Annotated in this window: 15 protein-coding genes, 1 tRNA gene and 3 pseudogenes; 6 read left to right on the plus strand and 13 right to left on the minus strand. The window is 50.0% G+C overall.

Going from position 1 to position 18,441, the window contains the following annotated elements:
* Window positions 1-9 precede the first annotated feature (9 nt).
* The 4 genes from stbB to stbE are packed head-to-tail and all read left to right on the plus strand — an operon-like array spanning window position 10 to window position 5,370.
* Window positions 10-771, plus strand: a complete 762-nt coding sequence (gene stbB / locus QEN32_RS16830) for a fimbrial biogenesis chaperone StbB (protein ID WP_000781486.1) — start codon at window positions 10-12, stop codon at window positions 769-771.
* The gene (locus tag QEN32_RS16835) at window positions 755-3,316 is read left to right on the plus strand and encodes a fimbrial outer membrane usher protein (RefSeq protein WP_265321869.1); all 2,562 of its coding nucleotides are present in this window, start codon (window positions 755-757) and stop codon (window positions 3,314-3,316) included. The genes stbB and QEN32_RS16835 overlap by 17 nt, the downstream gene beginning before the upstream one ends.
* Window positions 3,317-3,320: 4 nt before the next feature.
* Window positions 3,321-4,646: a fimbrial usher protein StbD gene (stbD, locus tag QEN32_RS16840; RefSeq protein ID WP_000899100.1), complete on the plus strand. Its 1,326-nt coding sequence runs from the start codon at window positions 3,321-3,323 to the stop codon at window positions 4,644-4,646.
* Entirely contained in the window at window positions 4,612-5,370 is a 759-nt protein-coding gene (gene stbE, locus QEN32_RS16845) for a fimbrial biogenesis chaperone StbE (RefSeq protein ID WP_131045355.1), read from the plus strand. The genes stbD and stbE overlap by 35 nt, the downstream gene beginning before the upstream one ends.
* 47 nt (window positions 5,371-5,417) lie before the next feature.
* On the opposite strand, the gene QEN32_RS16850 is transcribed toward stbE, so the two are convergent.
* The gene (locus tag QEN32_RS16850; RefSeq protein WP_000766838.1) at window positions 5,418-5,816 is read right to left on the minus strand and encodes a hypothetical protein; all 399 of its coding nucleotides are present in this window, start codon (window positions 5,814-5,816) and stop codon (window positions 5,418-5,420) included.
* Between the two features lie 691 nt (window positions 5,817-6,507).
* Between QEN32_RS16850 and QEN32_RS16855 the strand changes: the two genes are divergently transcribed.
* Complete coding sequence (locus QEN32_RS16855; protein WP_001675688.1) at window positions 6,508-6,780, plus strand: hypothetical protein; 273 nt, start codon at window positions 6,508-6,510, stop codon at window positions 6,778-6,780.
* On the opposite strand, the gene QEN32_RS16860 is transcribed toward QEN32_RS16855, so the two are convergent.
* The 8 genes and pseudogenes from QEN32_RS16860 to QEN32_RS16895 form a co-directional block, all read right to left on the minus strand.
* Window positions 6,725-7,690 carry a LysR family transcriptional regulator gene (locus tag QEN32_RS16860; protein ID WP_265321868.1) on the minus strand — a complete coding sequence of 322 codons (966 nt, stop codon included), beginning with the start codon at window positions 7,688-7,690 and terminating at the stop codon, window positions 6,725-6,727. The two genes, QEN32_RS16855 and QEN32_RS16860, sit on opposite strands and share 56 nt — an antisense overlap.
* A 33-nt stretch (window positions 7,691-7,723) precedes the next feature.
* Window positions 7,724-8,638 carry an alpha/beta hydrolase gene (locus QEN32_RS16865; protein ID WP_000105592.1) on the minus strand — a complete coding sequence of 305 codons (915 nt, stop codon included), beginning with the start codon at window positions 8,636-8,638 and terminating at the stop codon, window positions 7,724-7,726.
* Window positions 8,638-9,516, minus strand: a complete 879-nt coding sequence (locus tag QEN32_RS16870) for a fumarylacetoacetate hydrolase family protein (RefSeq protein ID WP_000780210.1) — start codon at window positions 9,514-9,516, stop codon at window positions 8,638-8,640. Before QEN32_RS16870 ends, QEN32_RS16865 begins: the two co-directional genes overlap by 1 nt.
* Window positions 9,517-9,530: 14 nt before the next feature.
* Complete coding sequence (leuD, locus tag QEN32_RS16875; protein ID WP_000379343.1) at window positions 9,531-10,157, minus strand: 3-isopropylmalate dehydratase small subunit; 627 nt, start codon at window positions 10,155-10,157, stop codon at window positions 9,531-9,533.
* A gap of 1 nt (window position 10,158) precedes the next feature.
* A complete protein-coding gene (gene leuC / locus QEN32_RS16880) occupies window positions 10,159-11,580 on the minus strand; it encodes a 3-isopropylmalate dehydratase large subunit (RefSeq protein WP_001274861.1) in 1,422 nt (473 codons plus the stop codon).
* A gap of 131 nt (window positions 11,581-11,711) precedes the next feature.
* Window positions 11,712-12,950, minus strand: a complete 1,239-nt coding sequence (locus tag QEN32_RS16885) for an MFS transporter (RefSeq protein WP_265321987.1) — start codon at window positions 12,948-12,950, stop codon at window positions 11,712-11,714.
* A 341-nt stretch (window positions 12,951-13,291) separates the two neighbouring features.
* Window positions 13,292-13,615, minus strand: coding sequence for a DUF1889 family protein (locus tag QEN32_RS16890; protein WP_001573898.1), 324 nt, complete (start codon window positions 13,613-13,615; stop codon window positions 13,292-13,294).
* Window positions 13,616-13,827: 212 nt separating this feature from the next.
* Window positions 13,828-14,166, minus strand: a pseudogene (locus tag QEN32_RS16895) (diol dehydratase reactivase ATPase-like domain-containing protein); the annotation flags it as partial.
* Window positions 14,167-14,232: 66 nt separating this feature from the next.
* Here QEN32_RS16895 and QEN32_RS16900 point away from each other — a divergent pair.
* Window positions 14,233-15,382 (plus strand): annotated as a pseudogene (locus QEN32_RS16900) (IS3 family transposase).
* A 32-nt stretch (window positions 15,383-15,414) separates the two neighbouring features.
* On the opposite strand, the pseudogene QEN32_RS16905 reads toward QEN32_RS16900, so the two are convergent.
* The 4 genes and pseudogenes from QEN32_RS16905 to proB all read right to left on the minus strand — a co-directional run.
* Window positions 15,415-15,654: pseudogene (locus tag QEN32_RS16905) on the minus strand (Arm DNA-binding domain-containing protein); the annotation flags it as partial.
* A 163-nt stretch (window positions 15,655-15,817) separates the two neighbouring features.
* Window positions 15,818-15,893 (minus strand) — tRNA-Thr (locus tag QEN32_RS16910).
* A 115-nt stretch (window positions 15,894-16,008) separates the two neighbouring features.
* Entirely contained in the window at window positions 16,009-17,259 is a 1,251-nt protein-coding gene (gene proA / locus QEN32_RS16915) for a glutamate-5-semialdehyde dehydrogenase (RefSeq protein ID WP_265321867.1), read from the minus strand.
* Between the two features lie 11 nt (window positions 17,260-17,270).
* Window positions 17,271-18,374: a glutamate 5-kinase gene (proB, locus tag QEN32_RS16920; RefSeq protein ID WP_001285275.1), complete on the minus strand. Its 1,104-nt coding sequence runs from the start codon at window positions 18,372-18,374 to the stop codon at window positions 17,271-17,273.
* Window positions 18,375-18,441: the final 67 nt, after the last annotated feature.

Raw genomic sequence — 18,441 nt, forward strand, 5'->3', positions numbered from 1 at the left:
GTTGTTGAGATGAAAATGGATACCCGACATTCCGCATTATATTACTTAATAGTTTTTCTATTCCTGGCCCTACCCGCCACAGCATCGTGGGCGAGCGTTACTATTTTGGGTAGCCGAATAATTTACCCATCAACAGCCTCCTCCGTAGATGTGCAGTTAAAAAATAATGATGCAATACCTTATATCGTACAAACCTGGTTTGATGATGGCGATATGAATACCAGCCCGGAAAATAGCAGCGCGATGCCGTTCATTGCCACGCCGCCGGTATTTCGTATTCAACCCAAAGCAGGCCAGGTGGTACGCGTAATTTATAACAACACGAAAAAATTGCCGCAGGATCGTGAGTCAGTATTCTGGTTTAACGTATTACAGGTACCACCAACGAATATTGGCAGCGACAGTGGGCAAAATAAAATGTTGGTGATGCTGCGCTCAAGAATAAAACTTTTCTATCGTCCTGACGGGCTAGGTAAACCTGATAGTCTGGCGAAAAAATTACAGATTAAAACGGTAAATAAGGGTTCCGGAAAAAGCGGTATTGTTATTGTTAATCCGCAGCCCTGGTTTGCCTCTTTAAGTAACCTGAATGTAAAAGTGAACGGCGCTTCGTATAACCTGGATGCTGACATGATTGCCCCTTTCTCCAGTCAAACCTGGTGGCTGCCGGGCAAGCGGTCACTCAAATCCTTCTCCGGTACAGTCACCGTTACTTTGGTTAACGACCTGGGCGCAAGGATAAGCGAGAGCTACGATGTCCCCCACCATTAATTTGAACCGCAAAAGCCTTGCGCTATTGATCGCCATAGTTTGCTCAGGCTCCGCGCAGGGTGAAGAGTATTATTTTGATCCTGCGCTACTTCAGGGGGCCACTTACGGACAAAATATTGCCCGTTTTAATGAACGGCAAACGCCTTCCGGAGACTATCTTGCCGACGTTTACGTTAATGGCACGCTGGTAACAGCGAGCACTAATATTCGATTTAATGCTGTAAAAGAGGGTCAACAGACTGAACCCTGCCTGCCCTTATCGGTGATGAAAGCGGCACAGATAAAATCACTCCCCGCGACCGACGCTGCGACCGAGTGTCGCCCGCTCAGGGAGTGGGTACCTCATGCCGGTTGGCAATTTGATAGCGCCACGCTTCGCCTGTTGCTGACGATTCCAATGACCGAACTTACGCACAAACCGCGTGGTTATATCTCCCCTTCAGAGTGGGATAGCGGCGCGCTGGCGCTGTTTTTACGCCATAACACAAACTGGACCCGCACCGAAAATACCGACAGCCATTATCGCTACCAATACTTATGGAGCGGTTTAAACATGGGCGTTAACCTCGGACTTTGGCAGGTCCGTCATCAAAGTAATCTGCGTTATGCCAATAGCAACCAGAGCGGAAGCGCCTGGCGCTATAATAGCGTTCGAACCTGGGTGCAAAGACCTGTCGCGTCTATTAACAGTATCCTGTCGCTGGGCGATAGCTATACGGACTCCAGCTTATTCGGCAGTCTGTCCTTTAACGGAGTTAAGCTTGTCACCGACGAGCGGATGCGCCCGCAGGGCAAACGCGGTTATGCGCCGGAAGTTCGGGGCGTAGCGGCCAGTAGCGCGCACGTGGTAGTAAAACAACTGGGGAAAGTGATTTATGAAACCAACGTTCCGCCGGGCCCATTTTATATTGACGATCTGTACAACACCCGTTATCAAGGCGATCTGGAGGTAGAGGTTATCGAGGCCAGCGGTAAAACCTCACGTTTCACCGTGCCTTATTCTTCCGTGCCGGATTCGGTACGTCCCGGTAACTGGCACTATTCGCTGGCCTTCGGCAGGGTTCGTCAGTACTACGATATTGAAAATCGGTTCTTTGAGGGAACGTTCCAGCACGGCGTTAATAACACCATTACCCTCAACCTCGGTTCACGAATTGCGCAGCGTTACCAGGCATGGCTGGCGGGCGGCGTCTGGGCCACTGGTATGGGCGCGTTCGGCCTTAACGCCACCTGGTCGAATGCGCGCGCAGAGCATAACGATCGCCAACAAGGCTGGCGCGCGGAACTCAGTTACAGCAAAACGTTTACCACCGGCACTAACCTGGTGCTGGCGGCTTATCGTTATTCAACCAACGGCTTTCGCGATCTTCAGGACGTGCTCGGCGTACGCCGGGAAGCAAAAACGGGGATTGATTACTACTCCGACACGCTGCATCAGCGCAATCGCCTGTCCGCGACGGTAAGCCAGCCGTTAGGACGGCTTGGCACGCTTAACCTCAGCGCCAGCACCGCAGACTACTACAATAACCAATCGCGTATAACACAGCTACAAATGGGGTATAGCAACCAGTGGCGGAATATAAGCTACGGGGTGAATATCGCACGACAGCGCACCACCTGGGATTACGATCGCTTTTATCACGGCGTTAACGAACCACTGGACGTGAGTAGCCGACAAAAATATACCGAAACCACAATGTCGTTTAATGTCTCTATACCGCTGGATTGGGGCGAAAACAGAACGTCTGTCGCCATGAATTATAACCAGTCCAGTCAAAGCCGTTCCTCAACCGTATCCATGACCGGCAGTAGCGGTGAAAACAGCGACCTGTCATGGTCGGTTTATGGCGGCTACGAGCGTTATCGCAATAGTAATAGCGATAGCAGCGCGCCAACGACGTTTGGCGGTAATCTACAACAAAACACCCGGTTTGGCGCACTTCGCGCCAACTATGACCAGGGTGATAACTATCGTCAGGAAGGACTGGGCGCGTCCGGCACCCTGGTACTCCACCCTGGCGGTCTGACGGCTGGACCCTATACCAGCGATACCTTTGCGCTTATTCATGCCGATGGCGCGCAGGGCGCGATCGTACAAAATGGCCAGGGCGCTGTGGTTGATCGCTTTGGTTACGCCATTCTGCCTTCGTTATCTCCTTACCGCGTCAATAACGTTACGCTCGATACCCGTAAGATGCGCAGCGATGCCGAACTGACGGGAGGAAGTCAGCAGATTGTGCCCTATGCCGGCGCCATCGCGCGTGTCAATTTCGCCACTATCAGCGGCAAAGCGGTGCTGATCTCCGTGAAGATGCCGGATGGCGGCATACCGCCAATGGGCGCTGATGTTTTCAACGGTGAAGGCACAAACATCGGCATGGTCGGCCAGAGTGGGCAGATTTATGCCCGTATCGCCCATCCGTCGGGTTCTCTACTGGTGCGCTGGGGAACAGGGGCAAACCAGCGTTGCCGGGTTGCCTACCAACTCGATCTTCACACCAAAGAACCGTTTCTCTATCTGAACAAAATCTGCGAGAAGGAATAGCACAATGCTTTTTAGTTTCCGAACGCTATTGTTTATCACCAGCCTGTTCGTCAGCGCCGGAACATGGTCGTCATGTATCAAAGTCACCGATAAGAGCGCGCTCTCTGACGCGGCGATAAAAGCGGGCTACACGGCGCAAAACTGGATCGGCGCAACTGACACGAATACCGGTAATATCGGTTTGCCAACGGTGATTAGCGTCAGTAATAGTGAAACTTTTCAACCCTCCGGCACACTATTGGCCAGTGGGATCGGTAACTTCCTGACGGCCGCCACCGGAACGCCCTATTCCAGTAAACAGGTACTTTACCGCTGCGATACCGCCGATGCCGGGAAGCTCTATGAGATGTATTCGACAAATGGCGATAGCGCTTTTGCGGGAGCATTTTTTACTCCCGAAGTAGAAGGCGCCTATTATGATGTGGAGCGTAATGTTGCTGTCCGTATGACAAACCTCAGTACCGGCGAATATTACAGCCGCTTCTGGAAAGAACGCCAACTTACCGCAGACAGTTGGTTTCAGGATGACAAATATATTTATATTCCTGCCAGCGCGTTTAGCAACGTGTTATATGAGATGTTTAAAATTGACTCAAGAAAATATTTTGCCTACCAGAATCCAATGGACCGAGATACCTGGACGCAGCCTCGGGGTTATATCGCGTTTAAAGGCCCAGGCTTGATTACCGAGCGGATCAAAGCGGGACTGGATCATGCCAGCGATTATTATGGCTGGCCCAGCTATTGGCCCGGGGCATGGAGTACATATAATAGCGTCACCTATGTTCGCGGCGCGTTATGTAAAATCACAGATTATCCTGCGATCGTGAAAATTCCCCCTGTCGCCGTCGGCATATTAGCCGCCGGAGGCAATAGTCAGGCGCCTTTCCACGTCAGCCTGGAATGTGAGTCCGGTGCCGTGTCCAGTGCCCTCCCGTCCACCAGCGCCGCTAATGTCGCAATGGGGTTTGTCGTTAATCAACCCACCGCCGTGGCGGCGGCGCGTCGCCTGGGGCTAACCACATCCGCAGGCGGTCTGTCGTGGCTACTGGACACCCATTATGGCGAACCTGGCGTAGCTTCCGGAGTGGGTATCCGCATCTATAACGATGCCGGTACGCCGATTAACCTGTTACCCGATCGGATCAAGACAGGCACTGGCAACGCCCGAGGCTGGTATGGCTATAAAGATTTAACCACACGGGTATCATCCGGTTCAGTAGAAACCTATAGCGGTGATTTTACTGCCTCGCTTGAGGCGATCGGCGGACAAACAGTAACGGCAGGAAGCGTGAATGCGCAATTACAGGCAGTGGTTAGTTTTCAGTAAAGTCATATTAACGCTACTCGGGTTGACGGGATGGTATGGCCCGGCACAAGCCGCCGTTAATATTGACAGAACCCGAATTATTTTTGCTTCAGATGAGGTCGCTCAATCGTTGACATTATCCAACGATAATACAACGCCGATGCTGTTACAGGTATGGACCGACGCCGGAAACATTGACGCCTCTCCGGATAACAGCAAAACGCCGCTGGTGGCGCTGCCGCCGGTATTTAAAATGCAGCCAGGAGAACTGAGAACGCTTCGCCTGCTCCTGAGCTCCCGCCAGCAGCTGGCAACGGACCGGGAGAGTCTCTTCTGGCTAAACATTTATCAGATACCGCCAGTCACCCAGGACATTAAAAACCACCCGCGAAAACTGGTGTTACCGCTTCGTTTGAGGCTAAAAATTTTAATTCGCCCGACTGGGCTAAAAGCGCCCACGGAAGCGGAGGAGAAAAAATTACGCTTTATTGCTAAAGAGAATACTATACGGATAGTTAACCCCACCTCGTGGTATATGAGTTTAACGTTAACGATGGATAACAAGAAAAGTATCGGCGATATCATGGTTGCGCCGAAAACAGCACTTGATGTGCCGCTAACACGCTCGCCAACGCCGGGAGCATCGATAAATTATGCAGTAATCAATGATTCCGGGAACTGGCGACAATATACCGCCATACTGGAAAAATATATTAGTAAGAGTGATTTTATTGCTGAGTTTTGATGGGAAATATTCAGGGATACGATCGTATCCCTGAGACAGGCCAGAATTCAGCATGTACCATTGTCAAAAATAGCATTAAGCTGATATTTTACTTTTTGCACGGCATCTTTGTTCTGTTGAGTTCCCTTCTCCTCAACAGACATATCCCATACGTTTTCATTATCTGATTCAACTAATGTGTAGAACGTATTATTATTATGCATCATATAACCACGAAAATTATTTTCGATGCCCGTTGTCACAGGCTTAGCAGCCCCTGAAATAACAGACTCCGTCTCTTTATTGAAAAGCTGATATTGAATATTTGCGCAGTTTAAATCACAGGGGGAACATTTAAGATTTAAAACAAGCAGTATCGTGTTATTTTCAAAAACAAGGGCATAATGATTGCTGGCAGATGAACATAACGGGAATAGCGCGAGAAGGAGAATTATTATCAATTTCATATACTTATATAGACTCCATCAAAGAAAACTTTCATTTCACGCCCCTGAGAATAGCGAAAGGCATACCATGCAGAACGAATGCTTTCCGAGCTGACGTCCTCATAGACATTTATACCATGCTCAGCAAGTATGTGAGAAAGAAAATGAGAAGATTGTTATGACAGAAAAGGTTGTAACGATAACAGGAACAATACCTATTTCATATTCATTTAATTAATAATATTAATTTTCTATTTCATCTTTGGTAATACCCCCAATGGATTTTCCGCCTATAATGCTGCACAGGTAGCTACTTCTCTTTTGCTGTGAGAAAACATTACATTGGTATAACTAATGAGAATGAGCAGAGGCATTAAGTCACGTAATATTGCGTTTCCTCTGTTAAGGCTTTTGTGTGAAAAGAGCATTACTTTTAGTCAGTTAGGTAGCATTACATAAGCATAACTAAATTTGAGAGAACCTCGAAAAATCAGCATATTGAATTGATGTATGGTATTGTTTTTTAAAAGGATTTTAATTGCCAACCTGCGATAATACGCTTAAGATGAACACATATCTATTGAGCTAAAGTAGTCGCTCAATCAATCTGATTGTTATGGAGTGAGTGTGTGATACTTACAATGCCATCCAGCCGATACCAATAGAATTCTCAACCTCCGATAATCGTCACCCAAAAATCAGGAGATAAAATATGACGTTAAAACCAGGTGAGAAATCCGGTAATAATGGAGGTATCTATGTGGAGGTTGGGCCGCGTGGTGGGATAAAAGATAACTTCGCCACGATAGCGGAAACAAAACCGCGCCACCAACGCAACGCCCTAAAAGCTACTGGGTGCTGGCAAAAAGAACACCTAACAGTAAACGTAAGCCAGAGCATCTGGCGCCACGACAGTTGGCGCCGACTGATCACAGTACGCCCGGTGCTTTACCGCCTGGCAAGCATTGTGCAAGATGCTCCGTGAGGAAATCGATGCAGATTTTGATACGATCAGAACTTGATGAACGCCGGGTATATACAGCCCAGATATTCGCTTCCTGATACCACTGAGGCAACACGCGAACCAGCTCACCTCGTTCAATATACTGCGCAACATCCCATTCCGACCGCAATGTAATGCCATGGCCTTTCAGGGCCCAAATAAGCACCACACTGCCGCTGTTGGAAGAATGAAAACCGTTTAGTCGGCAATGTGTCTGCTGCTTACCGTCCGTTAATATCCAATTGCCAAATGCCGAGTTTTTTTCCTGAATCATTAGGCAATCGTGCTGCACAAGCGCACTAACAGACTCTGGCTTGCCGTGGCGTTCGAGGTATTCAGGGGAAGCACACAGGATCCGTCGATTAGTGGCTAACTGCCGTGCGATATACAATTCGTTGATATCATCCCCAACGCGAATTTCAATATCGATCCCCTCTTCCACCAGATCTACTTCACGATCCGTTAGCGTGAGTTTTACCGTAATATCAGGATAGGCGATCATAAATGACGACAGCGCCTCTGCGACATATTTATGCCCAAAACCAAATGAGCAGTTGATGGTGATATTACCAGCCAACACACCACGTTGATTATCCAAACGACTGACAAAACCATCCATTTCACTGACGACCTGCATAGCCCCACCCAGCGCATTTTCGCCTTCCGGTGTGAGACGCATCACTCTGTTATTTCGAAAAAAAAGCCGGGCGTTGAGACATTTTTCAAGGATAGCGATACGTTTGCTGATATAGGAGGGAGATAACCCCAGCTCCAGCGCTGCCCGGGCAAATCCACCGTTGCGAGCAACGGTGACAAAAACGAAAAGATCTTCAACAGAAGGCCAGCCCTCAAGGGGCTGGCGATGTTTTTTTCCTACAGGTATCGTTTTCATAGCATCAGTGCGAAGTTGCAAAGGATGACCGAGTTATAACACTGAATGTAAAAAGGACTGAAGTTTCTGGATAAAGTACTCAGGACACTCTTCCTGCGGGGAGTGTCCGCAAGGCAATGCTTCCCCCTGAACGTTTAGCGCCTTTTCTTTCCAGGTACCAACCACATCATATAGTTGCCCTACCGTTCCCAGCCCTCCCCACAGCAACTGTAACGGACACCGGATACGCGCCGACGTATCTGCGGCATCATCGTCCAAATCAATCGTCGCAGCAGCCCGGTAGTCCTCACAGATCGCGTGGATCATTTCAGGGTTCTGGTAACAGCGCAGGTATTCATTGAATGCTTCCTGCGAGGTCGCGCCCTCTATTTTTAGCTGACCCGAAATATGCTTACGCAGAAAAAATGCCGGATCGTGCGCAATCATCGTTTCGGGTAACGGGAAAGGTTGAATCAGGAAAAACCACCAAAAGTAACGCGTAGCAAAGGATTTATCGGTCAAGGCGTACATCGTCGCGGTTGGAGCAATGTCGATAAAAGTACAACAGGTCACACGATCCGGATAATCCAGCGCGAGCCTGTGTCCTACGCGTCCGCCACGATCATGCCCTACGAAGGCAAAACGGGAAAAGCCGAGCGCATCCATTAACATGACGATATCCTGCGCCATGGTGCGCTTTGAATAGGTACGGTGCGCCGGATCGCTCGTTGGTTTATCGCTGTCGCCATAGCCACGCAAATCCGGCAAAATGACTGTATGATTTTGCGCCAATGTCGGTGCAACTTTCCGCCATGTTGTATGATTCTGCGGATGCCCATGTAGCAGTACCAAAGGTGAACCGCTGCCTCCGATAGCCACTCTTACCGTCAGACCATTTTCCAGACGAACATCCTTGAGCGCAAACCCCGGAATAAACGGAGAGGCGCCGCATTCAATCAGTGTACTCATCACTTTCTCCCGTCATGCCAGCTAACAGATGATGTTAAATAACGGCTATCCCGGACGACATTGCGCAGGGTTCCAATATGTTCAATCTCAACTTCAATAACATCACCATCGTGTAAAAACAGCGGTGGAACGCGTTTTTTGCCCACTCCACCAGGCGACCCTGTGAGGATCGTGTCGCCAGGGGAAAGCAGAGTAAAGGTGCTTATATAAGCAATGAGTGAAGCGATAGGATGGATCATATTTGCCGTAGATTCGTTCTGCACCTCCCGCCCGTTTAGTCGTGTCAGTAAACGTAGCATCTGGGGATCGGGAATGTCGTCTGTGGTCACCAGACACGGACCGAATGATCCTGTCGAAGGCCAGTTTTTTCCAGCCGTAAACCAGCTATGCTGCCAGTCCCTCACTGAACCATCCATATAGCAGCTGTATCCGGCGACATAATCTAAAGCATCCTCAGCGCTGACCCGGGAGCATCGCCGCCCAATCACTACGGCTAATTCACCTTCGTAGTCGAACTCATTGGTATTTTCAGGCTTCAGCAGCAGGCCATTATGCCCGGTCTGAGAATCCGCAAAGCGGACAAAAAGGGTTGGGGCCGGGTTGGTTTCATTAAACTCAATACGCTTATCGGCGTAATTCATTCCGACACAGATGATCTTCTGCGGATCGTCAATCACCGGCAGAAAAGTGACTTCCTGGTAGTAATAATCCGCCGGCTCATCACACCATAACGCCGCATCCGTCAGCGCATTAGCGCACAGTAGAGATTTCAAAGTGGGATATTTGTCGCCAAGCCGCTGCGAGAGATCAATTATTCCGGTTTCCTGCATAATGCCGTAGCGTTTGCCACCGTTCACAAGATATTGAACCAGTTTCATTGCAGCCTTCTTCCTTAGCCGCGCGGGGATGCAGGGCGTTTTAACCACGGCCGCCGTGAATAATGCGCAACCTCAAAATTTTCAATCTCCGGCAAGTATTGCAATGTCCAGGCTATCGCATCTTCGCCTGCGGCCAGCATCGCCCGTTTGAGTTCACTGATCACAAAGGAGATCGTTTCCTCTGCCGTCGTAATTTCGCAGCGATCGAGTGAAACAGTGATAGAATTGGTATCAGCACTCGCGGCAAGCTGCGCCAGGCGCGCCAAAGCAGGTTCATCTAATGAGACCGTGAGGATCCCGTTGCGTTGGCAGTTATCATCGAAAATGCCTGCAAATGTGCTACCTATCAGCCCCCGTACTCCCAGTTGTTTTAATCCCCATACGGCGTGTTCACGACTCGATCCACAGCCAAAATTGGGGCCAACCAGCAGGAATGTCGCGCTCTGCCAGCCCGGCATGTTCAGAATAAAATCAGGATTTGGTTGGCCGCCAGCCATAAAGCGACGATCGAAAAACACCCCTTTATCCAGCCCCTGGCGATCGATCCCTTTCAGGAACTGTTTTGGCATAATCACATCAGTGTCGATATTCGGTTCCAGCATCGGCGCAATTCGCCCGCTGATTTGCTTAAACGTATCCATCTTATTCCCCTGCCTGAAGTAATGACCGAACATCGACCAGATGCCCCGCTACCGCCGCCGCCGCAACCATCGCCGGGCTCATCAAATGCGTTCTTGCTCCAGCGCCCTGTCGTCCAGGGAAATTACGGTTCGTACCTGATGCACAGCGATCGCCGGGCGACAACACATCTTCATTCATCGCAAGGCACATTGAGCAACCCGACTGCCGCCATTCAAAACCGGCAGCAATAAAGATTTTCGCCAGTCCTTCTTCTTCCGCCTGGCGTCTTACCATTGTTGAACCAGGCACAATGATCCCGCGAACATGGCTGGCGATTTTGCGCCCTTCAAGCACCTTCGCAACGGCACGCAAATCCTCAATGCGACCATTTGTGCATGAACCAATAAAAGCGTGAGAGATACGAATATCTTTCAGCAACATGCCAGCCGTTAATCCCATGTAATGAAGGGCCTTCTCAAGCGCCAGGCGCTTAAGCGGATTGGTTTCCTGTTCCGGGAAAGGAACACGTCCGGTGATGGAACCTGTTTGATCCGGACTGATTCCCCAGGTGACTTTAGGCTCAAGATCATGGCAGTTGATCGCCACCGTCTTATCAAATACCGCATCAGCATCGCTGCTCAACTGTGACCATTCCAGCAATGCCTGCTGCCAGAGTTCACCTACAGGCATTTGCGGTTTACCGTAGATATAGTCAAAAACCTTTTTATCCGGCGCAATAATGGCACCACGCGCCCCCGCTTCTACCGCCATGTTGCAGAGCGTCATTCGTCCTTCAACGCTCAACGCGCTGATGGCCTCACCCACAAATTCAATGGCATATCCCGTCGCGCCATCAGCGCCAATACGTTCAAGCAATTCAAGAACAATATCTTTTGCGGAACAGGCGAAAGGTAGCTCTCCCTGAACACTTACGCGCATGGTTTTGAGCTTGCGGTAAACCAACGTCTGCGTGGCCAGCAGATGTTCAATTTCCGACGTCCCGATACCAAAGCCCAGCGCGCCAAATGCACCGTAGGTTGTCGTGTGACTATCCCCGGCGGCGATCACCATGCCAGGCATCACTAGCCCTTGTTCATGAGCAACCACGTGTTCAATCCCCTGACGCGGATCCAGCACATCAAATAATGTGATGCCAAAGTCAGCGGCATTTTCCCGAAAGTAATCAACCTGTAGCTGTCCTCCCGGATCGGTCATTAAGACATCCCGTTGCGACCGCGTGGGATTAACATGGTCAATATTCAATAAAAACGTGTCGGGGTGCCGAACGGTGCGGCCGCGTTCTCTTAACCCGCTAAATGCCTGCGGGCTGGTATATTCATTCAGTATTGAACGATCAATATAAAGTAAAACATGTCCTTCGTTATCAAGTTCACGAATGGTATGTGACTCAACTAATTTTTCATACAGCGTTTTAGCAGACATATATATTCCTGGAGCAACGAATATCCGGGTAGCCAAATATTCACAATTTAAGCTTTTAGCTATAGTGACACATTAATGAAAAAATGATGATTCCATTATGGAAAGTATAAAAACACACTTCGTGTCTATAATCAGAAACTCTCCTGAACTGACTGTGTTTTGATTTGCGGTTGTTTCTCATATTTTGCGAAAATAAACCGGCAGATAAATAATCCTATCCCCAGCATCATCAGACATGATGCCGCAATAGCATTCCATCCCTGCCAGGAGAAAAGATACCCGTTTAAATACCCCATTACTGCACCGCCAGAGTAGTAGCAAAGCAGATAAAACGATGTCGCCTGTCCTTTTGCGTTTGGACTCCGTGAACTGACCCAGGCTAATACGGTGGAATGAGCAGAGAAAAATGCGACTGACAGTAAAACGATACCTGAAATGAAAACCCACAGAGAAGGGGCGATTAGCGTAAGAAATGCACCGACCATCATACAGATGATCAGCATACTGAGCGCATTCATCGACCCAATATTCAACGCGACACGGGCAGCATATGGCGCAAGAAAAAAGGTTAATGAGAAGCTAACTGGAATCAAACCTATCCAGGTGTAGCTCAGCTCATAAGGCGGTCGATGCAGGTAAAACGCCAGAAAATTAAAGATGGACGTAAAAGAGCCGAAAAGAATAAATCCAATGACAAAACATAATGATACGCGGATATTCTTAAAATGTTCCAACCCGCCTTTCAACACTGCACCAAGCTGTAGTGAAGGTGTAGGAACAAACTGTCGGGATGTCGGGAGAAACAACTTCACCGCGAGTGCCATAGCAATCAGAACACCACCGAAGATAAAGAAAATCGTATCTATAGATACATGCTCCATCATCAAAGTTGCAAACACACGACCAGACATACTTCCTAGCGAATTGCCAAAAATAAAATATCCAGTAACAATCCCTGCCAAAGCAGGAGAGACTTCTTCACTGATATAGACTGTAACGGCCGCCGTAATACCACTTACTGCAATGCCGAGCAAAGCGCGGTATACCACCAGCATCGGCCATGATGATGCAGTTGCGCACAATAGAGTTAAAATACCTCCTGCCAGCAACGAATAAAAAATGATTGGCTTTCGCCCAAAACGGTCAGATAACGTGCCGCTAAATAACATGGCTAATGCCAGAAACCCCACCTCAGCAGACAAAATCATCCCTACCTGATTCAATGGGATATTATAAACCTCACTTAACTTTGGTAATAAAGCCTGGATTGAATATAAAGAAGCTAACTCTGCCAAACCCGCCAGATGTAATATCATTAAAATAGGCAAGTACTTACCTATTGTCTCTTCAATATTATTTTTCATACACAATGTTCCGTAAAAGATCCTGATTGCCATCTGCCTGTTTGCCAACAAACATCCGCGTATACAATATTTATCTTTTACGTTTGCAGAATTGACAGCGTTCACATTTTATTTTTCTTAATAGAGACAAAATGGAATCAAGTGTTTTATGAAATGTAGATCATCTAAGAATGACGCGGTAATGGCAACGTAGTAAGTTATGAACTATATATTTATTCAATAAATATATAGACATTAATTTGACGAAAAGAAATGAATCGGCAGTCCAAAACTGTCACTGGCACCCCCATTTGGACGCCGCCATCCTTAGATGGAAACGTCCGTTAGCGTTTTATTCGATAGTCAGCTCACACGAGTTCTTTGAGCTGCTCCTGCATATAGGTCGAAAAATACTCTGGGTTTTTGATAAGGATGCGGTTACCGGAGGCGACTTTTTCTGCCCATCCGGCCACTTTTTTCGTGAACTCAGGATTCCATCCCTCCTGCTCACCCCTTGCCATCACAACTTCCGGACTCGCTGGCACACCTAAGTCATGCAAATACTTTAGAATTCCCTTAGCGGTGCTTTCATCCATTGAATGGGGTACTGACGCCGAAGTGTTCATACCACCAATAAAATCCAAGGCTTTTTCAATTGCTGTTGGCATGCTCTTATCCTTAAAATTAACCACGTGAGAGACACCTTGATACTATGTACCCAACTCCGCCGGGATATCAAAGAGAACATCGCCTTTCTTTGACTTACCCCGCAGCTAAACGCTTGCGCGGCTGTTTTCTGCACTATTTTTTGGCTTCTCCGGCTAAAACCAGCCCGGTCGCCACCGCATTGCGCGGGCCTTCAGTACCACGGATATTACCCTGCCCGGCGACAACGCTGTACTACGCCATCGTTATTGATAATGGCGGCATCGGTGGATCCTGCGCCTAAATCGAGGATCGCCAGCGGCGCGGCGCATCCGGGCGTCGTTAACGCGCCAGCCACAGCCATGTTGGCTTCCACACCACCGACTTCAACTGGGGTATTTAACCGGGCGCTTAGCTCGCTGGCGATAGCCTGCATCTGTAAGCGATCGGATTTCACCATCGCCGCAATGCCAACGGCGTTCTCCATTGAACATTCCCCGGCAATGCCACCCTGCACCGCGCGGGGAATAAACGTATCCACCGCCAGAAGATCCTGGATATGCACGGCGTTCATGTCATGACCGGTCAGCGAGGCCATTGATCTTACCCAGCAATAGTGGACACGCGACTAAGTGAGTAAACTCTCAAGTAAGAGGTGACTCACATGACAAAACCAGCATCAACCACCAAAAAGCCACGCAAGCAGCACACGCCTGAATTTCGTCAGGAAGCCCTGAAACTGGCTGAACGCATTGAGGTGGCCGCTGCCGCCCGCGAACTTAACCTGTATGAATCACAGCTCCACAACTGGCGAAGCAAACAGCAAAATCAGCTCTCTTCTTCTGAACGCGAGCAGGAGATGTCCGCTGAGATCACCCGTCTGAAACGTCAACTGGCAGAACGGGATGAGGAACTGGCCATTATCCAGAAGGCCGCGACATACTTCGCGAAGCGCCTGAAATGAAGTATGTCTTCATCGAAAACCATCAGGCTGAGTTCAATATCAAAGCCATGTGCCGTGTACTTCAGATTGCCCGTAGCGGCTGGTACGTCTGGCATCAGCGTCGTCATCAGATAAACCGGCGTCAGCGGTTCCGCCTTGTCTGTGATAACGTCGTCCGGGAAGCATTCAGTGACGCAAAACAACGCTATGGTGCGTCACGCCTGACGGATGAGCTTCGTGCTCAGGATTACCAGTTCAACGTGAAAACCGTGGCGGCCAGCCTGCGTCGGCAGGGGCTGCGGGCGAAAGCCTCGCGCCGGTTCCGTCCGGTCAGTTACCGCAAACATGGTCTGCCAGTCTCAGAGAATCTGCTGAAGCAGGACTTTTACGCCAGCGGCCCGAATCAGAAGTGGGTGGGTGACATCACGTATCTTCGCACTGGTATCTGGCCGTGGTTATCGATCTGTGGTCGCGGTCAGTCATTGGCTGGTCGATGTCTTCGCGGATGACAGCACAGCTTGCCTGCGATGCGTTACAGATGGCGCTGTGGCGGCGTAAATGTCCGGAAAATGTCATCGTGCAGACAGACAGAGGCGGTCAGTACTGTTCAACGGATTACCAGAGCTTACTGAAACGCCATAATCTGCGGGGAAGTATGAGCGCCAGAGGTTGTTGTTACGACAATGCCTGTGCGGAAAGCTTCTTCCATACGCTGAGGGTGGAATGTATCCACGGAGAGGACTTTGTCAGCCGGGAAATAATGCGGACAGCAGTGTTTAATTATAGTGAGTGTGATTACAATCGGTGGCGTCGTCACAGTGCCTGTGGCGGTCTCAGTCCGGAACAATTTGAAAACCAGAACCTCGCTTAGGGTTGTGCCCATATTACGCGGGTAGGATCACAGTTCTTTCCTTCTGCCACAAGTTTTCGGGCATCATCACGACGAGAACTGGCATCTGCAAGTGTGATCGTCGGATACACACCCAGCGAGATCATTTTTGGTTTACCGGCAAAACGATAACGGAACCGCCAGCTCTTGCTTCCATTAGGTTCAATTAGCAATGACAACCCTTGCCCATCTCCGAGTGTATAGGCTTTAGTTTCAGGCTTAGCGCGGCGAATCTGCATATCGTTTAAAGGCATGTGTATAGGAATCCAAGACCGAACAGGAACATATACACAATCCTATACACATTCAGTGTCGGATTCTACTGGATGGTTACGGACGGTGATGGACAAAAAAGCAATAAAGTCGTTATAAATCAGTGTATTTATGGATGAATACGGACGTTTGAGGAACTTGAGATGGTGCCGATAATAGGAGTCGAACCTACGACCTTCGCATTACGAATGCGCTGCTCTACCAACTGAGCTATATCGGCCCTGAGAAGGGTTTGTTCACGCGGGTGAATCACGGGGTAGAAGGTTAAAACTAACCGGGCGGTGCGTCAATAGCCTTGCTACTCAACCGGCTATTTTTGCACCGCTCGACATTAATTACGCACGAATCGTACCATCGCCAAAGCCTATCCACTTATAGGTGGTAAGCGCTTCAAGCCCCATCGGACCGCGGGCATGTAATTTCTGCGTGCTGACCGCCACTTCTGCGCCAAGCCCAAACTGCCCGCCGTCGGTAAAACGGGTAGAGGCGTTGACATAAACCGCAGCGGAATCCACTTCGTTCACGAAACGCGCAGCATTATGCATATCACTCGTCAAAATCGCATCGGAGTGCTGAGTACCATGTTCGCGAATGTGAGCGATAGCGCCATCCATATTTTCGACCACCACAACGTTCAGATCCAGAGACAGAAACTCGTTATCCAGCTCTTCCGGTTTCAGCGGCACCAGTTTGGCAGGGCCATGCAGTACCTGCATGACGGTTTCATCCCCATGCAACGTCACGCCGCTCTCCGCCATCTGCTTGCTCAGCGCAGGCAAAAAGCGTTCTGCGATGTCCTGATGCACCAGCAAGGTTTCCACCGTGTTACAGGTGCTCGGGCGCTGGGTTTTAGCGTTGACAATAATCTTCAGCGCCGAGGCGATGTCTGCGCTGCTATCAACAAAAATATGGCACACGCCAATCCCGCCGGTAATCACCGGAATGGTGGATTGCTCGCGGCACAGTTTATGCAAGCCTGCGCCGCCGCGCGGGATCAGCATATCGATGTACTTATCCATACGCAGCATTTCATTGACCAGCGAACGGTCCGGATTATCAATCGCCTGAACCGCCGCTTCCGGTAAACCGCAAGCTTTCAGCGCCTTCTGAATGACACGAACGGTTGCGGCATTCGTGCGATGCGTCTCTTTCCCACCGCGTAGAATCACCGCATTACCGGTTTTCAGACACAAAGAAGCCACATCAACGGTAACATTCGGACGCGCCTCATAGATAACGCCAACCACGCCCAACGGCACGCGGCGGCGCTCCAGACGTAGCCCGCTGTCCAGCAGACCGCCGTCGATCACCTGCCCGACCGGGTCGGCGAGATTACAGACCTGGCGCACATCGTCAGCAATCGCTTTCAGACGCGCAGGGGTCAGCGCCAGGCGGTCCAGCATCGCTTCGCTCAGGCCGTTGGCCCGCGCCTGCTCAACATCTTGTACGTTCGCGCTGAGGATACTTTCCATTTGCGCTTCCAGTTCATCGGCTATTTTTTCCAGCACGCGATTTTTTTCGCCGCTGGAGAGCAGCGCCAGCTTATACGACGCCGCTTTAGCAGCAATGCCCATTTGTTCCAGCATATGCCTGTTCCTTATCGAGTAATCATGTCATCACGATGAACAGCGACCGGGCCATATTCATAGCCCAGAATCGCATCGATTTGTTGAGAGTGGTGACCGGCTATCCGCCGCAGAGCATCACTGTTATAACGGCTGACGCCATGAGCGATATCACGCCCTTGCAGGTTACAAATTCTGATGACCTCCCCCCGCGAGAAATTGCCCGTCACGCTTTTGATGCCTTTTGGCAGAAGTGAACTGCCACGTTCCAGCATTGCCGCGGTCGCGCCTTCATCAACCGTAATTTCGCCTGCCGGCGGCGCGCCGAAGATCCAGCGTTTGCGGTTCTCCAGCGGCGAGGCTTGCGCATGAAAACGGGTGCCGACGGAAATCCCCTCCATCACATCGCCGATCACGCCCGGTTTACTGCCTGAGGCAATAATCGTATCAATACCCGCGCGACAGGCCACGTCTGCCGCCTGAAGCTTAGTGCTCATACCACCGGTTCCCAGCCCGGAAACGCTGTCTCCCGCGATAGAGCGCAGCGCATCGTCAACGCCATACACATCTTTGATAAGCTCCGCCTGCGGATTGCTACGCGGATCGGCGGTAAATAATCCTTGCTGATCGGTCAGCAGCAGCAGTTTATCCGCGCCTGCCAGGATCGCCGCCAGCGCGGAGAGGTTATCGTTGTCGCCCACTTTAATTTCCGCTGTCGCAACGGCATCATTTTCATTGATAACCGGCACAATATGGTTATCCAGTAATGCACGCAGCGTATCGCGGGCGTTCAGAAAGCGCTCTCTGTCTTCCATATCCGCACGCGTCAACAGCATCTGCCCGATGTGGATACCGTAAATTGAAAACAACTGCTCCCACAGTTGAATCAGACGGCTTTGCCCTACCGCCGCCAGAAGCTGTTTAGAGGCGATCGTTGCCGGCAGTTCCGGGTAGCCGAGATGTTCACGTCCGGCGGCAATCGCGCCAGAGGTAACAATAACAATACGATGTCCCGCGGCGTGTAGCTGCGCGCACTGGCGGACAAGCTCTACGATATGGGCACGGTTCAGGCGGCGCGATCCGCCTGTTAGCACGCTGGTGCCGAGTTTTACGACCAGCGTCTGGCTGTCACTCATGATTCTCTGCCGTTCAAAATAAGAAATAAAGACCAAATGAACGTTTTAGCAGGACTGGCTCCGGTTG

The organism is Salmonella sp. SA14318 (assembly GCF_029866905.1).
Classification (GTDB): domain Bacteria; phylum Pseudomonadota; class Gammaproteobacteria; order Enterobacterales; family Enterobacteriaceae; genus Salmonella; species Salmonella enterica.

What these genes read in the sequence shown, in the direction of transcription:
- QEN32_RS16855 (WP_001675688.1), top strand. Translation starts at nt 6,508, where the DNA reads ATGACGTTAAAACCAGGTGAGAAATCCGGTAATAATGGAGGTATCTAT.
- stbE (WP_131045355.1), top strand. Translation starts at nt 4,612, where the DNA reads ATGCGCAATTACAGGCAGTGGTTAGTTTTCAGTAAAGTCATATTAACG.
- stbB (WP_000781486.1), top strand. Translation starts at nt 10, where the DNA reads ATGAAAATGGATACCCGACATTCCGCATTATATTACTTAATAGTTTTT.
- leuD (WP_000379343.1), bottom strand. Translation starts at nt 10,157, where the DNA reads ATGGATACGTTTAAGCAAATCAGCGGGCGAATTGCGCCGATGCTGGAA.
- proA (WP_265321867.1), bottom strand. Translation starts at nt 17,259, where the DNA reads ATGCTGGAACAAATGGGCATTGCTGCTAAAGCGGCGTCGTATAAGCTG.
- QEN32_RS16865 (WP_000105592.1), bottom strand. Translation starts at nt 8,638, where the DNA reads ATGAGTACACTGATTGAATGCGGCGCCTCTCCGTTTATTCCGGGGTTT.
- QEN32_RS16860 (WP_265321868.1), bottom strand. Translation starts at nt 7,690, where the DNA reads ATGAAAACGATACCTGTAGGAAAAAAACATCGCCAGCCCCTTGAGGGC.
- proB (WP_001285275.1), bottom strand. Translation starts at nt 18,374, where the DNA reads ATGAGTGACAGCCAGACGCTGGTCGTAAAACTCGGCACCAGCGTGCTA.
- QEN32_RS16870 (WP_000780210.1), bottom strand. Translation starts at nt 9,516, where the DNA reads ATGAAACTGGTTCAATATCTTGTGAACGGTGGCAAACGCTACGGCATT.
- leuC (WP_001274861.1), bottom strand. Translation starts at nt 11,580, where the DNA reads ATGTCTGCTAAAACGCTGTATGAAAAATTAGTTGAGTCACATACCATT.
- QEN32_RS16835 (WP_265321869.1), top strand. Translation starts at nt 755, where the DNA reads ATGTCCCCCACCATTAATTTGAACCGCAAAAGCCTTGCGCTATTGATC.
- QEN32_RS16850 (WP_000766838.1), bottom strand. Translation starts at nt 5,816, where the DNA reads ATGAAATTGATAATAATTCTCCTTCTCGCGCTATTCCCGTTATGTTCA.
- stbD (WP_000899100.1), top strand. Translation starts at nt 3,321, where the DNA reads ATGCTTTTTAGTTTCCGAACGCTATTGTTTATCACCAGCCTGTTCGTC.